Raw genomic sequence first — 21,790 nt, 5'->3', positions numbered from 1 at the left:
GGCCGGCCGCGCCTGAACGCGAGGTGTTTCCGCCGTGATCGACATGGTGATGGTTTTCGCCATGGGATTCCTGGCGGCCGCTCTCCTCGCCCTCCTCGTGCTTCCCGCCCTCTCCTCCCGCGCCGAACGCCTGGCGCGGGCGCGTGTCGAGGCGCGCTTTCCCCGCTCGCTTGCCGAGGTGGCCGCCGAGCGCGACCAGCTGCGCGCCGAACTCGCCGTGGAGGCCCGCAGGGTCGAGCGCCGGCTGGAGGCGCTGGAGGCGCGCCACGCGGCCGACCTGAGCGTCATCGGCCACCGCACCGTCGAGATCGCCGAGCTCCAGCGCCAGCTCGCCGAGCGCACCGACGAGCTCACCGCCACCTCCGCCGACCTCGCCGACACGCGGGCCGTACTGGCGACCACGAGCGACATCCTCGCCCGCACCCAAGCCGAGCTGAACGAGACCTCGACCGCGCTCGCCGCGCGGCAGGCGGAGCTGTCCGCCTTGCAGCGGCAGCACGAGGCGCTGGGCGGCGTCTCGGAAGACCGCCGGCTGATGATCGCCTCGCTGGAGACCACGCTGGAGGGCCAGCGGGCACGCGCCGCCGACCTGGAGCGCGGGCTGGCGGAACAGCGCGAGCTGGCGGAACAGCGCGAGCGCGCGATGGCGGCGCTGGCGACCGACAAGTCGCTGCTCGAGCACCGGCTCGCCGGCCTGCAGCAGGACCGCGAGGACCGCGACCGGCAGATCGAGGCGCTGCGCGACGAGCGCGCCACCCTCGCCGCGAGGCTTACGGCGGCGCACGACAAGCATGCGGCCGCCGAGGCCCGCGCGCTGACGGCCGAGGCGCGCGTGACGGAGCTCGAACGGCGGGTGGAGCTGGACGGGCGCGAGAGCCACGCCGCGGCGGGCGCGCTCGCCGGCGAGATCGAGACGCTGCGCAGCGAAAAGGCGTCGGCCGAGGGCGCGCTGGTCGCCGCCCGCGCCGAGCGCAAGGCCCTGCAGCAGGAACTGGCGGAGCTGCGCGCGGCGAAAGACGCCGACCGCCAGGCGCGCCGCGACGAGGACGAGGCGCTGCGCGCGGCGATGCTTCGCCTTGCCGAGGACGTGATCCGCGTGTCGACTCCGGGCGAAGCGCCCGCCCCGGCCTCGCAGCCGGCGAAGCGGGCCCGCTCAGCCGCGCGGGAGCGCGCTTAGCTCGCCGGGCGGGTCGAGAGGCCGACCAGCCGGTAGACGCCGCAGGCGCCGACCACGGCGGAGGCCAGCGGCACGAGGCCGAGCCAGCCGACCCAGTTCCAGCCGGTCTGCGGGGCCCAGAACGGCAGCGCGTAGGCGATCATCGCCAGGCCGAGATAGAAGCGGAAGAGACGGTCGATGCCGCCGAGGTTGCGAGGCATGGGTCAGCGTCCGAGGCTGCGGGCGAAAGTCGGCCCGGGGTCCTCGCGGACGACGGGCGGGCGGTCACCCTGAAGGGCTCCGCCGGACGGGGGCTCCGGCCACGGGCGATGCCGCAGTGCGGCAGTCGCTTCGCACATGCGAGATAACCCTTCCGCCGCCTCCGCGCCATCCCCGGCGGCGGCGTTTCAGACTTATTGATGAACGGAGTCCGAAGCCGATCAGCCGAACAGCTTGAGGAGTTCGAGCGTGGCGGCGGCGATGGCCGCGCTGGCCGGCATGGTGACGCCCCAGGCGATGACGATGTTGCCGGCGACGCCCCAGCGCACCGCCGAGACGCGCCGCGCCGCGCCGACGCCGACGATGGCGCCGGTGATGGTGTGCGTGGTCGACACCGGCACGCCGAGCCCGGTCGCCATGAACAGCGTCAGCGCGCCGCCGGTCTCGGCGCAGAACCCCTGCATCGGCGTCAGCCGCGTGATCTTCGAGCCCATCGTGTGGACGATGCGCCAGCCGCCGAACAGCGTGCCGAACGCCATCGCCGCCTGGCACGACAGCACGACCCAGAGCGGCACGTGGAAGCCCTCCGGCATGTAGCCCTGCGAGAACAGCAGCACGGCGATGATGCCCATCGTCTTCTGCGCGTCGTTGCCGCCGTGCCCCAGCGAGTACAGCGCGGCCGAGAAGAACTGCATGACGCGGAACGTGCGGTCCACCGCGAAGGGCGACGAGCGCACGAACAGCCACGACACCGCCGCGACCAGCACCAGCGCCAGCACGAAGCCCACCAGCGGCGACACCACGATGGCGGCCGCGGTCTTGAGGAAGCCCGACCACACCACCGCGTCGAGGCCGGCGCGCGCCACGCCGGCGCCGATCAGCCCGCCGATCAGCGCGTGCGAGCTGCTGGAGGGGATGCCGAGCACCCAGGTGATGACATTCCAGGCGATGGCCCCGACCAGCGCGGCGAAGATGACGCCCGAATTGACGATGGACGGCTCGATGATCCCCTTGCCCACCGTTTCCGCGACGTGCAGGCCGAAGAACAGGAAGGCGATGAAGTTGAAGAACGCCGCCCAGAACACCGCGTAGGAGGGGGGCAGCACGCGCGTCGACACGATGGTGGCGATGGAGTTCGCCGCGTCGTGAAGCCCGTTCAGGAAGTCGAACAGAAGCGCGACGCCGATCAGCGCCACGAGCAAGGGGAAGATCAGGGGAGCGTCCACCTCGGCCTCCGGTCAGACGTGTTCGATGACGATCGCGTGGATTTCGTTCGCGATGTCCTCGAACCGGTCGACGACCTTCTCGAGGTGGCTGTAGATCTCGGTGCCGACGATGAAGGCCATCGGGTCGGTCTTGCCGTGGCGCACGAACAGGTCGCGCAGGCCGGTGTCGTGCAGATGGTCGGCGCGGCCTTCCAGCACGGTCACCTTCTCGGCGTAGGCGGCGATGAAGCCCGCGTTCTGGCCGATGTTGCGCATCTTGGGCAGCGCCTCGGCGGTGAGCCGCGCGGCCTCGCCGGCGAGCGCGGCCATCTCGACCATCGGCGGATCGAAGCTGCGGACGTCGAACAAAGTGATCGCCTTGGCGGTCTGGTGCATCTGGTCGATTGCGTCGTCCATCGACTGGATCAGGTCCTTGATGTCGCCGCGGTCGAACGGGGTGATGAAGGTGCGCCGCACCGATACCATCACCTCGCTGGCGATGTGGTCGGCGGCGTCCTCGTGCTTCTCGATCTCCTTGCACCAGCGCGGCACGTCGTCGCCGCCCTCGAGCAGGCGGGCCAGCGCGTCCGAGCCCGCGATCAGCGTCTGCGCGTGGCGCTCGAACATGTCGAAGAACTTGTCCTCGCGGGGCAGAAGGCGTCGGAACCAGTTCGCCATGGCCAGAACCTCTTTCGTGCGGCGCTCGCCGGGCGGCGGGCGCTTGCGACCTAGCATTGTTTCAACCCACCCGCCACGTTCGGCCCCGGCAGGACCGGCGGCGCCGAGGACGCGGCGAGGAAGGAGAAGAGCGTCGCCATCCCCGCTGAGTAGGACGCCGCCGGGCCGTTTTCCATGATTCGGATCAAGGGCGGGCCACGGCCACGTTTCCGCTTTTCGTCATCGGCCCGCCGCAATGGCTCCGCTTTTTGCGGGCGTGCTGGCGCTCGCAAGGCGGCGCATCGCCGCGGGAGGGACATCATGATTCACCGCTTGGCCTTTGGCGTGGCGCTGGCGGCGGCCAGCGCTCCGGCGGCGCTCGCCGCCGACCTGGAGGCGACGTCGTCGCTCGACACCGTCACCGTCTTCCCGGACGGGGCGAGTCTCGGCCGCACGGCGAAGGTCACCGTGCCGCAGGGCGCGTCGACCATCGTGCTGCGGGGCCTCTCGCCCTTCATCGACCCCTCGTCCGTGCGCGTCACCGGCGAGTCCGAAGCCGGCGTCGCCATCGCCTCGGTCGACGTGCGCGCCACGCCGGGCGACCCAAGGCCGGCCGTCAACGCCGCGCTGGAGGCGAGGCTGGAGGCGTTGAAGGCGGAGCGCGAGTCGCTCGCAGGCGCCATCGAGGCGGCGGAGACGCAGAAGGCCGCGATCCGCAAGTTCGCCGAGGCGAGCCCGGAAAAGCTGTCGCCCGAGTCCGCCCCGCTTCCCGTGGAGAAATGGGCGAGCGCCTGGGAGGCCGTGGGCCAGGGCCTCGTCAAGGTCAACGCCGCCCTCGCCGAGCTGAACCTGCGGGCCGGGCGCGTCGACGCCGACATCGAGGCGCTGGAGAAGGCCCGCCCGACGACTCCGCCCGGCGGCGCGCCGCGCCGCGACATCGCGATCTCCATCGAGGCCATGAAGGGCGCGGACTTGACGCTTCGCGTCGCCTACCGGGTCGCCCAGGCGAGCTGGCAGCCCGTCTACGACGTGCGCCTCGACACCGGCTCGAAGGAGCGCAAGCCCTCGCTCGACCTGGTGCGGCGGGCCCGCATCGTCCAGCGCAGCGGCGAGGACTGGACCGGCGTGGCGCTTTCCGTGTCGACGGTTCGCGCCGCGCGCGGCACCGCCGCGCCGGAGCTCGACCCGCTGCTCGTCAGCTTCGCCGAGCCGCCGCGCCCGATGGCGCAGGCCATGCAGTCCGCCGTCGTCGCCCGCAAGGCGGCCGAGTCCGAGCGCGCCATCAACGCGGCCGCGCCTCCCCCCGCTCCCATCGAGGAGATCGCGACGACCATCGAGGCCGGCGAGTTCCAGGCGAGCTTCGCCGTGCCCGGCCGGGTCGACGTGGGGCGCGACGGCACGCCGAAGCTGGTGATGCTCTCCCGCCGCACCCTCGCGCCGGAGCTGACCGTGCGCGCCGCCCCGGCGGTCGACGAGACCGCCTATCTGGAAGCCGCCTTCGTCAACGAGGAGGAGGCCGCCCTGCTGCCCGGCGAGGCCTCGCTGACCCGCGACGGCGTGCATGTCGGGCGCGGCCGCATCAAGCTCACCGCGCCGGGCGAGAAGGTGTCGCTGGGCCTGGGCGCCGACGACCGCGTGCGGGTGAAGCGCGCGCCGGTGCGGCGCGAGGCCGCCGAGTCCGGCTGGATCGGCACCACCCGCAGCGACCTCAGCGACTTCCGCACCACGGTCCGCAACATGCACGACCGGCCGCTGCGCATCGTCGTCACCGACCGCCTTCCGGTGTCGGAGGACGCCGCCATCGCCGTCGAGACGCTGCCGCAGACGACCGCGCCCACCGCGCGCGACGTCGACGGCAAGCGCGGCGTGCTGGAATGGGCGTGGGACTACCAGCCGGGCGAGCAGAAGGAGATCCGTCTCGCCTGGCGGCTGAAATGGCCCGGCGACAAGGAGATCGTCACGCGGCCGGGCTGGCCGCAGCCGGTCCAGCGCTGAGTCCGGGACAACCCTCGCGCGCCATCCGGCTTTACGGTCCGCGCGCGATTGGCTAACACTCCGGCGCAAGCCCCGGCTGTCCGACTTGCGGATAGACCGGGGTTTTTCGCCGGGGCCAGCCGGCGACGTGGAGAGTGTCGAAATGGCGAATGTCGTGGTTGTGGGCGCCCAGTGGGGCGACGAGGGCAAGGGCAAGCTGGTGGACTGGCTGTCCGAGCAGGCCGACACCGTGGTGCGCTTCCAGGGCGGACACAACGCCGGCCACACGCTCGTCATCGGCGAGAACGTCTACAAGCTCTCGCTGCTGCCCTCCGGCGTCGTGCGCCCCGGCAAGCTCGCCGTCATCGGCAACGGCGTGGTGCTCGACCCGCACGCGCTGGCCGCCGAGGTGGAGAAGCTGCAGGCGCAGGGCGTCGCCATCTCCCGCGACAATCTGCGCGTGGCCGAGAACGTGCCGCTCATCCTCTCCATCCACCGCGAGCTGGACGCGCTGCGCGAGTCGGGCGGGGCCGGCACCAAGGTCGGCACCACCAAGCGCGGCATCGGCCCGGCCTACGAGGACAAGGTGGGCCGCCGCGCCATCCGCCTGATGGACCTCGCCGACCTCGCCACCCTGCCCGAGAAGATCGACCGCCTGCTCACCCACCACAACGCTCTGCGGCGCGGCCTGGGGCTGGAGGAGATCGATCCCCAGACCATCTTCGACGAGCTGGCCTCGGTGGCGCCCAAGGTGCTGCCCTACATGGACACGGTCTGGAAGCTGATGGACGAGGAGCGCCGGGCCGGCAAGCGCATCCTGTTCGAGGGCGCGCAGGGCGCTCTGCTCGACATCGACCACGGCACCTATCCCTTCGTCACCTCGTCCAACACCGTCGCCGGGCAGGCCGCCACCGGCTCCGGCCTCGGCCCGGGCGCGGTCAACTACGTGCTCGGCATCGCCAAGGCCTACACGACGCGCGTCGGCGAGGGGCCGTTCCCCAGCGAGCTGCACGACGCCACAGGCCAGCTCATCGGCGAGCGCGGACGCGAGTTCGGCACCGTGACGGGGCGCAAGCGCCGCTGCGGGTGGTTCGACGCCGTGCTGGTGAGCCAGACGGTGCGCACCTCCGGCATCGACGGCATCGCGCTGACCAAGCTCGACATCCTCGACGGCTTCGACGAGATCAAGGTGTGCGTGCGCTACCGCCTCGACGGGCGCGAGATCGACTACCTCCCGGCCAGCCAGGGGGCGCAGGCGCGGGTGGAGCCGGTCTACGAGACCATCGAGGGCTGGAAGGGCTCGACCGCCGGCGCGCGGTCCTGGGCCGACCTGCCGGCGCAGGCCATCAAGTACGTGCGGCGCATCGAGGAGCTGATCGGCGCGCCCGTGGCGCTGGTCTCCACCAGCCCGGAACGCGAGGATACGATTCTGGTGCGCAACCCGTTCCAGGCGTAAACCGGAAGCCCGCCTCCGGCCGGGGGCGGGCCAGGGGCGTGCGCGGCGGTCCGCGAAGCCAGTCACCGAGGGGCCATGGCCGAATATTACCCGCTCATTTCGCGCGCCGTCGCCAATCTCGGCGACAGCACGCCGGACCAGCGCAAGGCCCTGTACGCGCGGGCGACGCACGCTTTGGTCGCGCAACTGCGCTCCTCCGAGCCGCCGATCCCGGAAGCCGAGATCGAGCAGGAGCAGCTCTCGCTCGAGGACGCCATCCGCCGCGTCGAGACGGAGATCGCCGGCGGTGTCGGCCGCGACCTGCTGGAGCGCGACGAGGCCCCGCCCCAGGCCGCCGCCCCGCCGGAGCCGCAGACCTCGCTGCGCGCCTGGCAGGAGACGCGCGCCGCCGCCCCGGAGCAGGCCCCCGCGCCCGAGCCGGCGGACGCCGGCGCGGCCTACCGGGACGAGTTCACCTACCAGCCCGAGCGGTTCGACGAGCCGCCCGCCCCGCCCACCGGCGAACGCCTGCGCCCGCCCGCCCCGCGGGTGGAGGCGCAGGACCGCCGCTGGGTGCGCGCCGCCGTCATCGCCGGCGCGGTGGCCGTGGTGGTCGGCCTCACCGCCGCCGCCGCGATCATGCTGAAGCGTCCGGCGTCCGATTTCGCGCCGCAGCCGCAGGCCGCCCGTCCCACCGAGACCGAGGGCAAGGCGCAGGAGCGGCTCGGCGGCGAGCCGCCGCCCGCCGTCACCGCGCAGGCCCCCGCTCCAGCCGGCCAGCCGTCCCCCTCCCCCGCGCCGGCCGCGCCGGCCCCGTCGGCGCCCGCCGCGGGGCAGCCGCCCGCCGCCCCTGCCCAGGGCCCCGCCATCCCGGCCGCGCAGCGCGCCGTGCTGGTGGAGCAGCCGCCCGAGGGCACGCAGGAGCTGAAGCCGGTCGGCGGCCGGGCGATCTGGCGTCTCGACAACGTGGTCGGCGGCCCAGGCGAGCCGCTGGACGCCGGCATCCGCGCCGACATCGACATCCCGGAAGCCGGGCTCAAGGTGGCGGTGCTCATCCGCAAGAACCGCGACGGCGCGCTGCCCGCCTCGCACACCGTGGAGATGACGTTCATGCCGCCCTCCGGCCTGCCCAACGGGCCGGTGAAGGACGTGGCGGTTCCCGAGATGCGCCAGGACGAGGGCGTGCGGGGCACGCCGCTGGGCGGCATCGCGGTGCCGGTCAAGGAGAACCTGTTCCTGATCGGCCTGTCGAACCTGCCACAGGACGTGCAGCGCAATCTCGAGCTGATCCGCAACCGCAACTGGTGGGTGATCGCCTTCCGCTACGCCAACGGAAGGCGCGCCATCCTGCTGTTCGAGAAGGGACAGGCCGGCGACCGCACCATCGCGGACGCCCTGCAGGCCTGGCAGCAATAGGGCGAAGCGGCGGGCCGCGCCGGCTCAGCGCGCCGGCGCTTCGAGGGACAGCGCCCCCGCCTCGCGCCGGGCGACGGCCTCGCGGACGGCCTTCTGCACCTTCTCGAAGGCGCGCACCTCGATCTGCCGCACGCGCTCGCGCGACACGCCGAACTCCTCCGAGAGGTCTTCCAGCGTCACCGGGTCCTCGGAGAGGCGGCGCGCCTCGAAGATACGCCGCTCGCGCGCGTTGAGCACCTGCAGCGCCTCGGTCAGCGCGGCGTGGCGGTTGTCCGCCTCCTCCTGCTGCACGAGCACGCTCTCCTGGCTGGCGCTGTCGTCGGCCAGCCAGTCCTGCCACTCGCCGCCCTCGCCGTCGCCGTCGGTGCGGATGGGCGCGTTGAGCGAGCTGTCGCCGCCGAGGCGGCGGTTCATCTCCACCACCTCCTGCTCGTGCACGCCGAGCTTGGTGGCGATGGCGGCCACCTGCTCGGGCCGCAGGTCGCCCTCCTCGAAGGCCGAGATCTGGCTCTTGGCCTTGCGGAGGTTGAAGAACAGCTTCTTCTGGTTGGCGGTGGTGCCCATCTTCACGAGCGACCACGAGCGCAGGATGTATTCCTGGATCGACGCCTTGATCCACCACATGGCGTAGGTGGCCAGGCGGAATCCCTTGTCGGGCTCGAAGCGCTTGACCGCCTGCATCAGGCCGACATTGCCTTCCGAGATGACCTCGCCGATCGGCAGGCCGTAGCCGCGATAGCCCATGGCGATCTTGGCCACGAGGCGCAGATGCGAGGTGACGAGCTTGTGAGCGGCGTCGGAGTCCTCATGCTCGCGCCAGCGCTTGGCGAGCATGTATTCCTCCTGCGGCTGCAGCATCGGGAACTTGCGGATCTCGTTGAGATACCGTGACAGGCCGCCTTCCGAGGCGACGATGGGTAGAGCGGCGGACGCCATTCCTTCCTCCTAAGGCCCCTCGATCGAGCGGGCCGACGCGCGGCCGCGAAGCGCCGACCGCGAACGGGACAATATCATCGGCCACATGTTGACCGAAAGAGGGCGGGCAACGCGCCGCGCGCCGTCCGGTTTCAGCGTCAGCGCCTCAGTTTCCGGCGCGCAGCGCCTCCAGCAGCGCCGCGAGGTCGTCCGGCAGCTCGCTCTCGAACGCCATCTCCTCGCCCGTCGCGGGATGCTCGAAGCCGAGCACCGCGGCGTGCAGCGCCTGCCGGCCGAACGCCTCCACCGCCGCGCGGGCGTTGGGGGCCAGCAGCGCCGCCTTGGTCTTGAAGTGCATGCCGTAGGTGCGGTCGCCGATCAGCGGATGGCCGAGATGGGACATGTGGACGCGGATCTGGTGGGTGCGCCCGGTTTCCAGCCGGCAGGTGACGAGGCTCGCCACCCGCTCGCCATTGGCGCCGGCGAACACCTCGTCGACCGAATAGTGCGTCACCGCCTCGCGGCCCCGGTCGGCCGGCACGACGGCCATGCGGTCGCGATGGCGCGTCGAGCGGTCGAGATTGGCCGAGATGACGCCGTGCTTGCGCGGCGGCACGCCCCACACCACCGCGCGATAGGCGCGCTCCAGCGCGCCGGTGCGGCCGTGGTCGGCGAACTGGGCGGCGAGGTGCTTGTGGGCGCGGTCGTTCTTGGCGACGACGAGCAGGCCGCTGGTGTCCTTGTCGAGGCGGTGGACGATGCCCGGCCGGCGCACGCCGCCGATGCCGGACAGGCTGTCGCCGCAGTGGGCGATCAGCGCGTTGACGAGCGTGCCGCTCTCGTGGCCCGCCGCCGGATGCACGACGAGCCCGGCCGGCTTGTCGATCACCACCACGTCGGCGTCCTCGTGAACGATGGCGAGCGGGATCGTTTGCGCCTCCGGCTCGGCCGGGGCGGGCGGCGGCACCTCCACGGCCAGCGCCGCGCCGGCGGGCAGCTTGCGGCCGGGATCGCGCTCCGCCTTGCCGTCGAGCGTCACCTGCCCGTCCAGCACCAGCGCCTTCAGCCGCGTGCGCGACAGGCCCGCCAGCTCGCGGGCGAGAAAGCGGTCCAGCCGCTCGCCTTTGTCCTCGGGGCGGGCTACAAGCTCGATCCTGCCCTGGATGGGCGCGTCCTCGTTCACGGAATTCCTTTCCACATGAGCGCCAGCGAGCAACCCGGGACCGAGCCGGCCGCCCTCTCCGACGAGGCGAGGGCGCGCGAGGAGAACCGCGTGCGCGTGCTGAAGCTCGTGGTGCTCGGCCTCGGCGTCGTGCTGGCGGCGCTGGCGCTGGTGGTCTTTTCCACGCTGATCGTCCGCGCCGTCAAGGGCTTCGGCGGAAAGCCGGCCCCGGCGGCTTCCGCCGCGCCCGGCCAGGCCCCGCGCCAGATCGCCATCCCGCCGGGCTCGCGCGTGGTCTCGACCGCTTTGGCCGAGGGCCGCCTTGCGGTGACGGTGGAGGCCGAGGGCCGCTTCACCGTCCTGCTCATCGACCCCGCCACCCTCGCCGAGACCGGCCGCGTCGTCCTCGCCCCCGGCCCCTGAGCCGGCGCGCCGGACACGCGGCCCGAAAAAGTCCGCTCCGGGGCCTTGCCCCCGCCCGCCCCTTTGTCTATAGGAACCGCAGCGGCGGCCCTCCCGAAGGTCCGCCCTCCGCTCCCATCGTCTAGCGGTCTAGGACGTCGCCCTCTCACGGCGAAAACAGGGGTTCGAGTCCCCTTGGGAGCGCCAAGCTCAAAAAGCTATGCAACATTTTTGGGCTTGCCGCTTTTAAGCGAGTTCACTGGCTTCCCATCCGTGTGGCGTCGTATAGCTCAGGTGAAATTGGATAGCGCTCCGCCTCGATGTTGCAGTTTTATGTTCCTGATGCGATCACTTCTGAAGCTATTGAAGATAGATCGCTCCCAAACAGATCTGCTATTATATTTTCTAATTCTGTATCCCGAAATGCCGATCTCGAAAGTCTTTGCAAATACCGTCGAGGCCTGGGAACATCGACGCAGCCGTGATTCCCATCAAGCGAAGTTGTTGCAAGACCTTTTCACGATCTGAGTACGGTAGGTCAAACGCCCATAGGTAGCGTCTTTTTGCTGCTTTTTCCTTCTCCCCGATGAATCTCTCAATGTCATCAACATTGGTAAGAGTAAAGATCGCTTGTTGCGGGATCGCTCGTTCATTCTCGAGGGCTAAAGTCTCCGAAATTGAGAAGTGGAAGGGCACTCCAGAGGTAGATTCTATCTGCGGGAAGTCCTCGGTCCACTGCTTCCTGTCGAACATGAATATTCGAACAGGCACGTCTCCATCACGGCTATATCTTGGATTATGGAATGCGAAGAAAGCCGCGACGAACGGCGAGTGCGACCAATCTAATAGTGGTGTCGGATAGCCGTGATGTTGTATTAGGTTCCAAAATGCCCCATTCTGAAGGGAATTGCTTATATCGAAATAATGACTGGTTCTTGCGCATACCTCCCTATGTAGAAATGGTATGTCAAATTGCCAGAAACGCGTAAGATCTTTTCTTTTCGTTCTGTGAAACGCAGTGCGCAATTTGAAAGGCTCAGATTGTCCACGGAATATGAATCGATTTGGCTCTAATCTCACCGCAAATGAATTAAATTTGTCCCATGTTCTTGCGTTGCGCTCCGGGCGAATTTGTGTTTTTCGATCTGCTCGACTGCGTTCGAACGTTATATTTTTTTCTGACTCATGTGATCTAATCTTAACTTGCAAGAACCTAGTTCTTTTCTCAAAATGCATATTAACTATTTCAGGAAAATAGTCATGCGGATAAATTCTCCGAAATTGCTCAATGCTGAATGCGTTTCCGGTCGATGGATTTAGGGGTTGAGGTCGCACCTCAATACGCTGCCTTTTATCCTTAGACGGAAATTTGAGATGTGCTATGATCGCATATGTGAGATTAGAATTAAATAAATATAAGTGACCTTCATATTTATCGTCTAACTCATCGATGTCAGTTATTATTATTTCATTTATTTCGCCTGTTAAGTTGGCAAACCACTGCCCTTCCATGCCCCACTCCTGCAAATTTACTATCCGAAATTTGATAGAAACTTGCGATCGCGACAAGTGCGAATGCGATAGGATGGTCCCTCGTTGCGAAAATCTCTATACTTGGCGGAACAAGTCCCGCGTCGGATCATGCTCAAGCGCGATAGTGCTCCTGATACCCGCTCGACATGCGCTGCGCCCACGGCGACACGGCCTCGGGGCGCGGACGCCGGCCGCAATCTCGCCGCGTGAGCCGGCGTCCCCCCCCCCCCGGAACACCCCACCGCCCCCGCCCGTTTCCCGCAGCAATGTCGCGTTCGGAACGCATGATGGGCCACGCATGTCACCCTGTTGACGGACGACCGCTCGCCGAGCCCCCGGCCGGCCTCGGCAACCCCGGCCCGGTGCGGTGATGCAGGACCTGTCGGGGCTGCGCACGCTCATCGATCCGTGGCTGCACGGGGTGGCGGCGTGCATCGAGACGGCCGGGGTGGCGGTGATGGTGCTGGGCGCGGTGATTGCGTCGGCGGCGTTCGTGCGGGCGGGGGTCACGGTGGGCTGGCCGGACGCGTTCCGGCGCTACCGGGCCAATCTGGGCCGCGCCATTCTTCTCGGGCTGGAGCTTCTCGTCGCGGCGGATATCATCGGCACGGTGGCGGTCACGCCGTCGCTCGAAAACCTCCAGGTGCTGGGCCTCATCGTGCTCATCCGCACCTTCCTCAGCTTCTCGCTGGAGATCGAGATCGAGGGGCGCTGGCCGTGGCGCAAGGCGGAAGACGCGCCGGCCAAGACGGGCGAGCTCTGAGCGCCCGGAACGACGCCGGCCCCGGCCGGTTCAACTCGCATGGACTGGCTCACGACGATTTTCGGCCGGACGAACGACATCTCGGCGTTGCAGGAATGCGCCCGGGCGGTCGTTGTCTTCGCGTACGGGCTGGCGCTCGTGCGCCTGCTCGGCCGGCGGGTGTTCGGGCGATGGGCGGCGCTCGACATCATCGTGTCGATCGTGGCCGGCTCTAATTTGAGCCGGGCGCTGACCGGCGGCGCGCCTTTGTTCGGCACGCTCGCCGCCACCACCGTGCTGATGCTGCTGCACTGGCTGTTCGCGCACGCCGCGGCGAGGTCCGCGCTCGTCTCTCGCGTGGTGGAAGGCCGGCCCGCGACGCTCGCCGAAGACGGCCGGCTCGACACGGATCGGCTGCGGCGGTTCGGCGTGTCCGAGGCCGACCTGAACGAGGCCTTGCGGCAAGCGGGCGTCACGGAAATCGGCCAGACCCGCCTCGTCACGCTCGAGCCCAGCGGCAAGATCGGCGTGATCCGGACCCGCTGAGTTTCCGGCCCGCGCCGTCCTCCTCCCGCGCTGGAAACAAAGCCGCCCCGGCCGCCGTTGAAGCTCGGCTTTCGGGGAGTGCGGAATGTCGATGGACAAGAATGGCGGCTTGCGCCGGGGGCCTCCGGGCGAAAGCGCGGTGCATGTGTGCGTCGACATGCAGCGCATGTTCGCCGGGGGCACGGAATGGGCCGTGCCGTGGCTGCCGCGCGTCGTGCCCAACATCGCCGCCATCGCCGCCGCCCATCCCGAGCGCACCATCTTCACCCGCTTCATTCCCGCGCAAAGCCCTGGCCAGGGTTTCGGCATGTGGAAGCACTACTACGAGCGCTGGGCCTCCATGACCGTCGACCGGCTGGGGCGGGAGATGCTGGAGATCGTTCCGGAGCTCGCCGTCTTCGTCCCGCCGGCCCGCGTGTTCGACAAGCCGGTCTATTCGCCGTGGACCGGGACGGACCTGAGCGAGCGGCTGCGCGGCGCGGGCGTCGACACCGTGATCGTCACGGGCGGCGAGACGGATGTCTGCGTGCTCGCCACCGCTTTGGGGGCGATCGACTGGGGCTTCCGCGTCATCATCGTCACCGATGCGCTATGCAGCTCCGCCGACGAGACCCACGACGCGACCATGAGCCTCTACGCCAACCGGTTCGGCGAGCAGGTGGAGACCGTGGCGACCGACGAGCTTCTACGGCAATGGCGGGGGAGCGCCCGAACGGCGCTGTAGGCGCGGCGGTCAGGAAAGCGCCCGCACATGCGCAGAGGGCGTTTGCGTCGGGCCGCGCGAGGCGCGATCTTCCGGGCTGGACGCGAGCACGCGGACATGGCGCCCGAGACGGCGCGATGGCCGCACCTCCACGGAATACGAAACAGGGAACGTACCATGGCGCGCGCGAACGATCCCGGGGCGATGGACGCGGTCGGGCCATTGGCCGAGCGGCGGCCCCGCACCCCTGGCATCGCCGTCCGGGCGGTCGTCTTCGACCTCGACGGCACGCTCGTCGACAGCGCGCGCGACCTGCTGGAGGCGGCGAACGCGACGCTGGGCGAGCGGGGGTTGCGGAAGCTGTCCCTCGACGAGGCGCGCGGCATGATTGGCGACGGCGTCGCCAGACTGGTCGAGCGGGCGCTGGCGGCGACGGGCGGCGACGCCGCCGACCTGCCGCGCGCGGTCGAGCGCTTCATGGCCATCTATACGCGCGACGCGGTGCGCTTCACGCGCCCATACCCCGGCGTGACCGAGACGCTGCGCGAGCTGGCGGGGCGGGGCCTGCGCCTCGCGGTCGTCACCAACAAGCCGCGCGCCGTGACGTTGCACATCCTGGAGAGCCTCGGCCTCGCGCCGCTGTTCGAGGCGGTGGTCGGCGGCGACAGCGCGCCGCGCCGCAAGCCGCATCCCGACCCGCTGCTGGCCGCGCTGGCGGCGATGGGCGTCGCGCCCGGCGACGCGCTGATGGTGGGCGACAACTTCCACGACGTCGAGGCCGCCCACGCCGCCGGGCTCGCCGCCGTCGTCGTCACCTACGGCTACAGCCACCGCCCGCACGGCGAACTCGGCGCCGACGCGCTGATCGACGCCATGCTGGAGCTGCCGGGCCTGCTGCTCCCCGCCGCCCGGGCCTGAACCCGCCGCAAGGCGCCCGCCAAGGCCGCGCCTCCGCTTGACCGATGCGGCGCGCAAAAATGATTCGCGTCGATGCAACTTTTTCGACGCGCCGGACATTTTCGGCAACGACCGGAAGTGTGCGGGAGCGGACAATTGGAGAAAGAGGGGATACCGACGGGCGTGGCAGCGCTCGACGACATCCTTGCGGGTGGATGGGCGCGCTCGCGCGTCCACCTGATCGAGGGACGGCCGGGCTCGGGCAAGACGACGCTGGCCCTGCAATTCCTGATGGCGGCGCGCGACCGCGGCGAGCCCACGCTCTACATCACGCTCTCCGAAGGCCGCGACGAGCTGATCCAGGCGGCGGCCACGCATGGCTGGTCGCTCGACGGCGTCGGCATCTACGAGCTGGTGCCGCCGGAGCTGAGCCTCGACCCCTCGTTCGAGCAGTCGGTCGTCTATTCGTCCGACCTCGAGCTCGGCGAGACGGTGAAGCTGGTGACCAGCGCGGTGGAGGAGTCCCACGCCACCTGCGTGGTGTTCGACTCGCTGTCCGACATCAGGCTGCTGGCCGGCGGCTCGCTGCGCTATCGCCGCCAGGTTCTGGCGCTCAAGCACTTCTTCAACCGCCACGGCTGCACCACCGTCTTCGTCGACGACCTCACCGAGGCGATGGACGACGCCAACCTGCACAGCCTCGTCCACGGCGTGGTGCGCCTCGAGGCGCTGACCATCGCCTACGGGGCCGAGCGGCGGCGGCTCCAGGTGTTCAAGATGCGCGGGCGCGCCTTCCGGGGCGGCTTCCACGACTACGTGATCCGCACCGGCGGGCTCGACATCTTCCCCCGCCTGGTGGCGGCCGAGCACAATGACGGCTTCGTCGACGCCGGCCCTGCGCCGAGCGGCGTGCCGGAGATCGACCGCATGCTCGGCGGCGGGCTCGACCGCGGCACCAGCTCGCTGATCCTCGGGCCCGCGGGCTCCGGCAAGTCGACCCTGGCGCTGCAATACGCCGTCGCCGCGCTGAAGCGGGGCGAGCGCGTGCTGTCGATCAGCTTCGACGAGACGCGGCGCAATTTCTTCAAGCGCGCGCGAGGCCTGGGGCTCGATCTCGACCGCTACGGCGATCTGTTCGAGTTCCAGCAGGTCGACCCGGCGGAATTGTCGCCGGGCGAGCTGGCGAGCATCGTGCGCCGCTGCGTCGAGGACAAGGGCGCGCGGATGGTGGTGCTGGACAGCCTCTCGGGCTACCAGAACGCCATGCCGGAGGAGCAGTTCATGCTGCTCCAGATGCACGAGATGCTGACCTACCTGAACCAGCAGGGCGTGCTCACCATCCTGGTGCTGGCCCAGCACGGCCTCGTCGGGCAGATGCAGTCGCCCGTCGACCTCACCTACCTCTCCGACACGGTGCTGCTGCTGCGCTTCTTCGAGGCGGGCGGCGAGCTGAAGCGCGCCATCTCCGTGCTCAAGAAGCGCACCGGCGGCCACGAGGCCAGCATCCGCGAATACCGCATCGACACGTCCGGCATCCGGGTCGGCGAGCCGCTGCGGCAGTTCACGGGGGTGCTCACCGGCGTGCCGCGCTTCGCGGGGCGCGACGCCGACCTGATGCGGAGCCAGGACGCAACAGGCCAGGACGCGACGGCCTGATCATGGAGGGCGTCGCAATCCTCGCCCCCGCGGGCCGCGACGCGCGCGTCATCGCCGGAATTCTCGCCAGCGCCGCGGTCGCCTGCGCCGAGCACCGGGGCGTGGCGTCGGTGGTGGCGGGGCTGGGCGCGGGCGAGGTCGGCGCGCTGGTCGTCACCGAGGAATCCCTGCCGGAGTCCGAGCTCGCGGTGCTGGAGGCCTGGCTGGAACGCCAGCCGCCGTGGTCCGACCTGCCGATCATGCTGCTGGCGCGCCGGCAGGGCCTGTCGCCATCGCACGCGCGGCTGATGACGCGGCTCGGCAACGTCACCGTGCTGGAACGGCCGATCCACCCCTCGACGCTCGTCTCCTCCGTGCGCGCCGCCCTGCGCGCCCGCGCCCGCCAGCATCTGGCGGAGCTGCACGTCGAGGAGCTGGCGCGCGAGCGCGGCGCGCTGCGCGACAGCGAGGCGCGCTACCGCACCCTGTTCTCCTCGATGGACGAGGGCTTCTGCGTCATCGAGTTCCTCGACGGACCGCACGGGCCCTTGAGCGACTACGTCCATGTCGAGGCCAACGAGGCTTATGCGCGCCACGCCGGCATCGAGAACGTCGTCGGCCGCAAGGTGCGCGACATGGTGCCCGACGAGGCCGACGGGTGGATCGAGCTCTACGGCGAGGTGCTGCGCACCGGCAAGCCGATCCGCTTCGAGCGCGAGCTGGTCGCCACCAGCCGCCACCTCGAGCTCGCCGCCTTCCGCATCGAGCCGCCGAGCCGCCGGCAGGTGGCGGTGCTGTTCCAGGACGTGACGCCGCGCAAGCGGGCCGAGGCGAGCCTGCGCGAGCTGAACGAGACGCTGGAGCGGCGCGTCGCCGAGACCATGGCCGAGCGCAAGATCCTCGCCGACATCGTCGACGGCACGGACGCGCTGGTGCAGGTCCTCGACCGGAGCTATCGCTGGCTCGCGGTCAACAAGGCCTCGCGCGACGAGTTCGAGCGCATCTTTGGCGTCCGTCCGCGCCCCGGCGCGTCGATGCTCGACATGCTGGACGGCCTTCCGGCCCAGCGCGAGGCGCTGCGGGCCGTGTGGGCGCGCGCGCTCGCCGGCGAGGAGTTCACCCACGTCGCCGAGCTGGGCGACCCGGCGCGCGACCGCCGCCACTACGAAATGAAGTTCAACGTGCTGCGCGACGCCGAGGGCCGGCCCGTCGCCGCCTACCAGTTCGTCCATGACGTCACCGAGCGGCTGCGCGACCAGCAGCGGCTCGCCGAGGCGACCGCCCGCATGCACGAGATGGCCAAGATGGAGACGCTGGGCCAGCTGACCGGCGGCGTCGCGCACGACTTCAACAATTTGCTGACCCCCATCGTCGGCGCGCTCGACCTGCTGCGCCGCAACCACAGCGCGGACCCGCGCTCGGAGCGCCTGATCTCCGGCGCGCTGCAGGGGGCGGAGCGCGCCGCGCTGCTGGTGCAGCGCCTGCTCACCTTCGCGCGGCGGCAGCACCTGGAGCCGCACGCCATCGACGTCGGCGCGCTGGTGGCGGGCATGCGCGACATGGTGCAGCGCTCCATCGGCCCGCACATCCCGGTCGACCTGCGCATCCAGCCCGGCCTGCCGGCGGCGCGCGTCGACCCCAACCAGCTCGAGCTGGCCGTGCTCAACCTCGCGGTCAACGCGCGCGACGCCATGAGCGGCGGCGGCCGCCTCGTCGTCGACGTCAACGAGGCGACGCTGGAGCGGCGCGCCGGCGGGCTGGAGCCCGGCCGCTACGTGCGCCTCGCCGTCCGCGACACCGGCGCGGGCATGGACGAGGCGACGCTGAAGCGCGCCGTCGAGCCGTTCTTCACGACCAAGGGCCTGGGCAAGGGCACCGGGCTCGGCCTGTCGATGGTGCACGGCCTCGTCGCCCAGCTCGGCGGCGAGCTGCGGCTCCGCAGCACACCCGGCCAGGGCACCACGGCGGAGCTGTGGCTGCCGGCCACCGAGGCCGCCGCGATCCGGCTTTCCCACGCCGCCGGCGAGGCGCCGGCGCAGCCCCGGCAGGCGACCATCCTGCTGGTCGACGACGAGGAGCTGGTGCGCTCCGCCGCCGCCGCCATGCTCCAGGACATGGGGCACCGCGTCATCGAGGCGGGCTCGGCCGCCGCGGCGCTCGCCGTGCTGCGCAGCGAGGCCAGGGTCGACGCGCTCGTCACCGACTATCTGATGCCGCAGATGCGCGGCTCGGCGCTGATCGCCGAGGCCCGCGGCATCGTGCCGGACCTGCCGGCCCTGCTCGTCACCGGCTACGCCGAGCTGGGCGAGGGCGAGGCGACGGGCGTTCCGCGCCTCGCCAAGCCCTTCCGCGAGGCCGATTTCGCCCGCGAGATGGCCCGCCTGCTGGCACGCGAGGAGACCGTGGTGCGGCTGGCCGACGTGCGCGCCAGCCGTGCTGATAGCTAAATCCGGCGACGAACGACTCCGCCCGCGGCGCGTTGCCGACCGGGGGTGAAGGAGAGCGCATGGACGCGCCGGAGCCCTTGCCGCGCGCCGCCACGACGGCGGCGGACGACGACGACATCGCGGCGGCGCTGCGCGCGCTGCGCGCCTCGGCCGGCGAGGATGCGATGCTGGTGGCGATTTATGTCGAGGGCGCCATCCATCTCGACCTCGTCAAGGTCGCGGCCCCCTTGCGCCGGCGCGGCCGTGGCACGATGCTCGTGCGCGCGCTGTTGGCCCTCGCCGACCGCTTCGGCAAGCCGGTGCGCCTCCAGGTCTACGCCCTGGCGGCGGATCTCGGCGGCCCCGGCCAGGCGGAGCTGGAGCGCTGGTACGAAAGGCTGGGGTTTCGGATGAGCGGAGCGTTTTCCCCCACCGGGCAGCCGGTGATGATTCGGCCCGCCGCGCGGACGACCGGCCGCTCCGTTCCAGGCGCTCCGGCGTCCCGGAACGATCATTCTATGTTGCAGTGCAACAAAATGTGGTAAGATTTCTTTCATGACGAAGACGAAAAGCGATCGGGAGCAGGCCATGGGGCCGGTCTGGGACACGAAGTACGGCAAGCGGCGCGTGAGGCAGGCGCCGCCGGACCTCGCCGAGGCGCTGGAGGCCGCGCGCGACCTGACCTCGGACCCCGAGCAGCAGGCCGAGCTGGCCGCCAGCCTGATGGGCGTGCCGGTGGACGACGTCCGCAAGGAAATGCGCCGCCTGCAGACAAGGGGCCGTCCGGAGACCATCTCCGTCTCGGGCCGTCGCGCCGCGCAGGTCGTGGTCGTCGAGCGCGCCCCGCGCCGCAAGGTCATCATCAACCGCCCGCGCTGAGGGTCCGCTTGGCCTCCCCGCCCCGTCCCCGGAATGCCGGAGCGTGAGCGGAGGCATGTCCGGGGCCTAGCGCATGGATGCTGCCGCGAAGCGGCGCTTCATAAGCCTTTTCATCAGGACGCGCTGCGCGCGACATTGTTGCGCTGGGCCCCGGATCTGGTTCCGCTTCGCTGCGCCAGTCCGGGGACGGGCGGGCCGGAGGCCCGCAATCCCAAAGGGCGGACGCCAGTCCACTTGGTGCGCTTCGCCGCACCAGCCCGCGGACGGGCGCTCGCAGCGCCCGAGACTCCGTCAGTTCCGCACCGTCTGGTTGTGAACAGACTGGCGATTCGCCGCCGGCCTTTGCTAGATTGACCCTCCCTCGAGGGAAGCCCCGCTTGTGGCGGGCATAGCCGGGACTGCCCATGCCGACCGAACGGGGACTGGACGTGGGCAGGTGGCTGCTCGCGCCGCGGTCCGCCCGCGACGCCTATCTTCTTGCCGCGGCCAGCGTCGCCGCGATGACGCTCGTGCGGCTGGCGCTCGGTGCGTTCCTCGCCGACATCGTGCCGTTCGGAACGTTCTTCATCGCCGTGCTGTTCAGCGCCACCGCCGGCGGGCTCGGGCCCGGCCTGTTCGCCCTGCTGTCGAGCGCGGTCGTCTCCGCGCTGCTGTTCGTTCCGGACATGGCGGCGACGCCGATCCCGCTGAAAAGCCTTGTCAATTTCGGCGTCTTCCTCCTCTCCGGCGGCTGCGTCGCGCTGCTGGGCGCGGCGATGCGGGGTGCGCGGGCGGAGCGGGCCGAAGCCGAGCGCCTGTTCGGCGTGGTTCACGCGCTGGCGCTGGACGGCTTCGTCATCTACCGCGCCATGCGCGACCAGGCGGGCCGGGTGATCGACTTCGAGCGCATTTTCATGAACCGGGCGGCCGAGAAGATGATCGGCCCCGCCGAGGAGATGGTCGGCCGGACCTATCTCGCGACCTCCCCCACCGCGCACCGCGAGCAGCTGTTCCAGAACTATCTCCGCGTGCTGGAGACCGGCGTGCGCGCCGAGGACGAGTTCCTGTTCGAGAACGGCGGGCTCTGGGTCTACAACGTCGCAGCCCGGATCGATGCCGAGCGCATCGCCATCACCTTCCGCGACATCACCGCCGCCAAGCAGATCATCGGCCAGCAGAACCTTCTGCTGCGCGAGCTGAACCACCGCGTCAAGAACGTGCTGATGATGGCGATGTCGCTGGCCCGCCTCACCTCCACGCAGGGCACGGCGCGCGAGTACCGCGACGCGCTGATGGCGCGCATCGGCGCGCTCGGCCGCGCGCACGACCTGCTGATGACGGAGAGCTGGGAGGGCGCGCTGCTGGAGGACCTCGTGGCGCAGACGCTGGAGCCCTACCGGCGGGTGACATGGTCGGGGCCGCGCCTCACCATCTCGCCGGAATCGGCCATCAGCCTCAACATGATGCTCTACGAGCTGGCCACCAACGCGGCCAAGTACGGCGCGCTGTCGTCGCCGGAAGGGCGCGTCGAGATCACCTGGACTCAGCCCGCGGAGGGCGAGGCGCTGCTGTGCTGGCGCGAGCGCGGCGGCCCGCCCGTTACCCAGCCGGAGCGCCACGGACTCGGCTCCCGCCTGCTCAAGAGCGGCATGTCCGGCAGCCCCACCCGCACCGACCTGCGCTACCTCCCCGACGGCGTCGAGTGCGACATCAGCTTCGTCACCGCCCAACCCGAGGCGCGGAGCCAGGGTTAGCCCCAACCCGGTGCGGCGCAAGCCGCACCCCGTCGCCGGAACCCCGGAGCGTGAGCGGAGGGGTGTCCGGGGCCTAGCTGTCGAAGCTATAGAGGTTGTTCATCCGGGACTGGGCTGAGAGGCTGGGGTTGCGAAGCACCAACTTCACGCCAGCA

The 21,790-nt window shown here is 70.2% G+C and carries 20 protein-coding genes and 1 tRNA gene; 15 read left to right on the top strand and 6 right to left on the bottom strand.

Annotated elements, in window-relative coordinates; all coding sequences use genetic code 11:
* The first annotated feature begins 34 nt into the window (after window positions 1-34).
* A complete protein-coding gene (locus NK718_RS20570; protein WP_254746231.1) occupies window positions 35-1,177 on the top strand; it encodes a coiled-coil domain-containing protein in 1,143 nt (380 codons plus the stop codon).
* On the opposite strand, the gene NK718_RS20565 is transcribed toward NK718_RS20570, so the two are convergent.
* From NK718_RS20565 to NK718_RS20555, 3 genes are all read right to left on the bottom strand, one after another.
* The gene (locus NK718_RS20565; RefSeq protein WP_254746230.1) at window positions 1,174-1,377 is read right to left on the bottom strand and encodes a YgaP family membrane protein; all 204 of its coding nucleotides are present in this window, start codon (window positions 1,375-1,377) and stop codon (window positions 1,174-1,176) included. The genes NK718_RS20570 and NK718_RS20565 overlap by 4 nt on opposite strands.
* A gap of 219 nt (window positions 1,378-1,596) precedes the next feature.
* Window positions 1,597-2,601 carry an inorganic phosphate transporter gene (locus tag NK718_RS20560; RefSeq protein WP_254746229.1) on the bottom strand — a complete coding sequence of 335 codons (1,005 nt, stop codon included), beginning with the start codon at window positions 2,599-2,601 and terminating at the stop codon, window positions 1,597-1,599.
* A gap of 12 nt (window positions 2,602-2,613) precedes the next feature.
* Window positions 2,614-3,258 carry a DUF47 domain-containing protein gene (locus NK718_RS20555; protein ID WP_254746228.1) on the bottom strand — a complete coding sequence of 215 codons (645 nt, stop codon included), beginning with the start codon at window positions 3,256-3,258 and terminating at the stop codon, window positions 2,614-2,616.
* 300 nt (window positions 3,259-3,558) lie between these two features.
* Between NK718_RS20555 and NK718_RS20550 the strand changes: the two genes are divergently transcribed.
* The 3 genes from NK718_RS20550 (at window position 3,559) to NK718_RS20540 (ending at window position 8,062) form a co-directional block, all read left to right on the top strand.
* Window positions 3,559-5,232: a mucoidy inhibitor MuiA family protein gene (locus tag NK718_RS20550; RefSeq protein ID WP_254746226.1), complete on the top strand. Its 1,674-nt coding sequence runs from the start codon at window positions 3,559-3,561 to the stop codon at window positions 5,230-5,232.
* Between the two features lie 142 nt (window positions 5,233-5,374).
* Window positions 5,375-6,667: an adenylosuccinate synthase gene (locus NK718_RS20545; RefSeq protein WP_254746224.1), complete on the top strand. Its 1,293-nt coding sequence runs from the start codon at window positions 5,375-5,377 to the stop codon at window positions 6,665-6,667.
* Between the two features lie 75 nt (window positions 6,668-6,742).
* The gene (locus NK718_RS20540; protein ID WP_254746222.1) at window positions 6,743-8,062 is read left to right on the top strand and encodes a histidine kinase; all 1,320 of its coding nucleotides are present in this window, start codon (window positions 6,743-6,745) and stop codon (window positions 8,060-8,062) included.
* 24 nt (window positions 8,063-8,086) lie between these two features.
* Here the strand turns inward: NK718_RS20540 and rpoH are convergent, their stop codons facing one another.
* Both rpoH and NK718_RS20530 read right to left on the bottom strand, forming a co-directional pair.
* Window positions 8,087-8,998 carry an RNA polymerase sigma factor RpoH gene (gene rpoH / locus NK718_RS20535; protein ID WP_254746220.1) on the bottom strand — a complete coding sequence of 304 codons (912 nt, stop codon included), beginning with the start codon at window positions 8,996-8,998 and terminating at the stop codon, window positions 8,087-8,089.
* Between the two features lie 145 nt (window positions 8,999-9,143).
* Entirely contained in the window at window positions 9,144-10,160 is a 1,017-nt protein-coding gene (locus NK718_RS20530) for an RluA family pseudouridine synthase (RefSeq protein WP_371877337.1), read from the bottom strand.
* A 15-nt stretch (window positions 10,161-10,175) separates the two neighbouring features.
* Here NK718_RS20530 and NK718_RS20525 point away from each other — a divergent pair, with 15 nt between their 5' ends.
* Window positions 10,176-10,562, top strand: coding sequence for a DUF6476 family protein (locus NK718_RS20525; RefSeq protein ID WP_254746218.1), 387 nt, complete (start codon window positions 10,176-10,178; stop codon window positions 10,560-10,562).
* A 110-nt stretch (window positions 10,563-10,672) separates the two neighbouring features.
* Window positions 10,673-10,748 (top strand) — tRNA-Glu (locus NK718_RS20520).
* Window positions 10,749-10,946: 198 nt separating this feature from the next.
* Here the strand turns inward: NK718_RS20520 and NK718_RS20515 are convergent.
* A complete protein-coding gene (locus NK718_RS20515) occupies window positions 10,947-12,053 on the bottom strand; it encodes an FRG domain-containing protein (protein ID WP_254746216.1) in 1,107 nt (368 codons plus the stop codon).
* Between the two features lie 391 nt (window positions 12,054-12,444).
* Between NK718_RS20515 and NK718_RS20510 the strand changes: the two genes are divergently transcribed.
* From NK718_RS20510 to NK718_RS20470, 9 genes are all read left to right on the top strand, one after another.
* Window positions 12,445-12,837 (top strand): DUF1622 domain-containing protein, encoded by a 393-nt coding sequence (locus NK718_RS20510; RefSeq protein WP_254746214.1) that lies wholly within the window; start codon window positions 12,445-12,447, stop codon window positions 12,835-12,837.
* Window positions 12,838-12,876: 39 nt separating this feature from the next.
* Window positions 12,877-13,362: a DUF421 domain-containing protein gene (locus NK718_RS20505; RefSeq protein WP_254746212.1), complete on the top strand. Its 486-nt coding sequence runs from the start codon at window positions 12,877-12,879 to the stop codon at window positions 13,360-13,362.
* 91 nt (window positions 13,363-13,453) lie between these two features.
* The gene (locus tag NK718_RS20500) at window positions 13,454-14,086 is read left to right on the top strand and encodes a cysteine hydrolase family protein (protein WP_254746268.1); all 633 of its coding nucleotides are present in this window, start codon (window positions 13,454-13,456) and stop codon (window positions 14,084-14,086) included.
* A 156-nt stretch (window positions 14,087-14,242) separates the two neighbouring features.
* Window positions 14,243-14,983, top strand: coding sequence for a phosphoglycolate phosphatase (gene gph / locus NK718_RS20495; RefSeq protein WP_254746210.1), 741 nt, complete (start codon window positions 14,243-14,245; stop codon window positions 14,981-14,983).
* A gap of 72 nt (window positions 14,984-15,055) precedes the next feature.
* Window positions 15,056-16,618, top strand: a complete 1,563-nt coding sequence (locus NK718_RS20490) for an ATPase domain-containing protein (protein WP_254746208.1) — start codon at window positions 15,056-15,058, stop codon at window positions 16,616-16,618.
* 2 nt (window positions 16,619-16,620) lie between these two features.
* The gene (locus NK718_RS20485; protein WP_254746206.1) at window positions 16,621-19,044 is read left to right on the top strand and encodes a PAS domain-containing protein; all 2,424 of its coding nucleotides are present in this window, start codon (window positions 16,621-16,623) and stop codon (window positions 19,042-19,044) included.
* Window positions 19,045-19,103: 59 nt separating this feature from the next.
* Window positions 19,104-19,568, top strand: coding sequence for a GNAT family N-acetyltransferase (locus NK718_RS20480; RefSeq protein WP_254746204.1), 465 nt, complete (start codon window positions 19,104-19,106; stop codon window positions 19,566-19,568).
* 10 nt (window positions 19,569-19,578) lie between these two features.
* Window positions 19,579-19,902 carry a hypothetical protein gene (locus NK718_RS20475; protein ID WP_254746202.1) on the top strand — a complete coding sequence of 108 codons (324 nt, stop codon included), beginning with the start codon at window positions 19,579-19,581 and terminating at the stop codon, window positions 19,900-19,902.
* A gap of 404 nt (window positions 19,903-20,306) precedes the next feature.
* Entirely contained in the window at window positions 20,307-21,635 is a 1,329-nt protein-coding gene (locus NK718_RS20470; protein ID WP_254746200.1) for a sensor histidine kinase, read from the top strand.
* Window positions 21,636-21,790 lie beyond the last annotated feature (155 nt).

This window comes from Alsobacter ponti, from assembly GCF_024294805.1.
GTDB classification, from domain to species: domain Bacteria; phylum Pseudomonadota; class Alphaproteobacteria; order Rhizobiales; family Beijerinckiaceae; genus Alsobacter; species Alsobacter ponti.
The sequence above is the reverse complement of the archived record's forward strand: the minus strand, read 5'-3'. Positions and strand labels throughout refer to the sequence as shown.

Excerpts from the sequence above, each read along its gene's own strand:
- NK718_RS20565 (WP_254746230.1), bottom strand. The coding sequence starts at position 1,377 with ATGCCTCGCAACCTCGGCGGCATCGACCGTCTCTTCCGCTTCTATCTC.
- NK718_RS20555 (WP_254746228.1), bottom strand. The coding sequence starts at position 3,258 with ATGGCGAACTGGTTCCGACGCCTTCTGCCCCGCGAGGACAAGTTCTTC.
- NK718_RS20550 (WP_254746226.1), top strand. The coding sequence starts at position 3,559 with ATGATTCACCGCTTGGCCTTTGGCGTGGCGCTGGCGGCGGCCAGCGCT.
- NK718_RS20545 (WP_254746224.1), top strand. The coding sequence starts at position 5,375 with ATGGCGAATGTCGTGGTTGTGGGCGCCCAGTGGGGCGACGAGGGCAAG.
- NK718_RS20540 (WP_254746222.1), top strand. The coding sequence starts at position 6,743 with ATGGCCGAATATTACCCGCTCATTTCGCGCGCCGTCGCCAATCTCGGC.
- rpoH (WP_254746220.1), bottom strand. The coding sequence starts at position 8,998 with ATGGCGTCCGCCGCTCTACCCATCGTCGCCTCGGAAGGCGGCCTGTCA.
- NK718_RS20525 (WP_254746218.1), top strand. The coding sequence starts at position 10,176 with ATGAGCGCCAGCGAGCAACCCGGGACCGAGCCGGCCGCCCTCTCCGAC.
- NK718_RS20515 (WP_254746216.1), bottom strand. The coding sequence starts at position 12,053 with ATGGAAGGGCAGTGGTTTGCCAACTTAACAGGCGAAATAAATGAAATA.
- NK718_RS20510 (WP_254746214.1), top strand. The coding sequence starts at position 12,445 with ATGCAGGACCTGTCGGGGCTGCGCACGCTCATCGATCCGTGGCTGCAC.
- NK718_RS20505 (WP_254746212.1), top strand. The coding sequence starts at position 12,877 with ATGGACTGGCTCACGACGATTTTCGGCCGGACGAACGACATCTCGGCG.
- NK718_RS20500 (WP_254746268.1), top strand. The coding sequence starts at position 13,454 with ATGGACAAGAATGGCGGCTTGCGCCGGGGGCCTCCGGGCGAAAGCGCG.
- gph (WP_254746210.1), top strand. The coding sequence starts at position 14,243 with ATGGCGCGCGCGAACGATCCCGGGGCGATGGACGCGGTCGGGCCATTG.
- NK718_RS20490 (WP_254746208.1), top strand. The coding sequence starts at position 15,056 with ATGCAACTTTTTCGACGCGCCGGACATTTTCGGCAACGACCGGAAGTG.
- NK718_RS20485 (WP_254746206.1), top strand. The coding sequence starts at position 16,621 with ATGGAGGGCGTCGCAATCCTCGCCCCCGCGGGCCGCGACGCGCGCGTC.
- NK718_RS20480 (WP_254746204.1), top strand. The coding sequence starts at position 19,104 with ATGGACGCGCCGGAGCCCTTGCCGCGCGCCGCCACGACGGCGGCGGAC.
- NK718_RS20475 (WP_254746202.1), top strand. The coding sequence starts at position 19,579 with ATGACGAAGACGAAAAGCGATCGGGAGCAGGCCATGGGGCCGGTCTGG.
- NK718_RS20470 (WP_254746200.1), top strand. The coding sequence starts at position 20,307 with ATGCCGACCGAACGGGGACTGGACGTGGGCAGGTGGCTGCTCGCGCCG.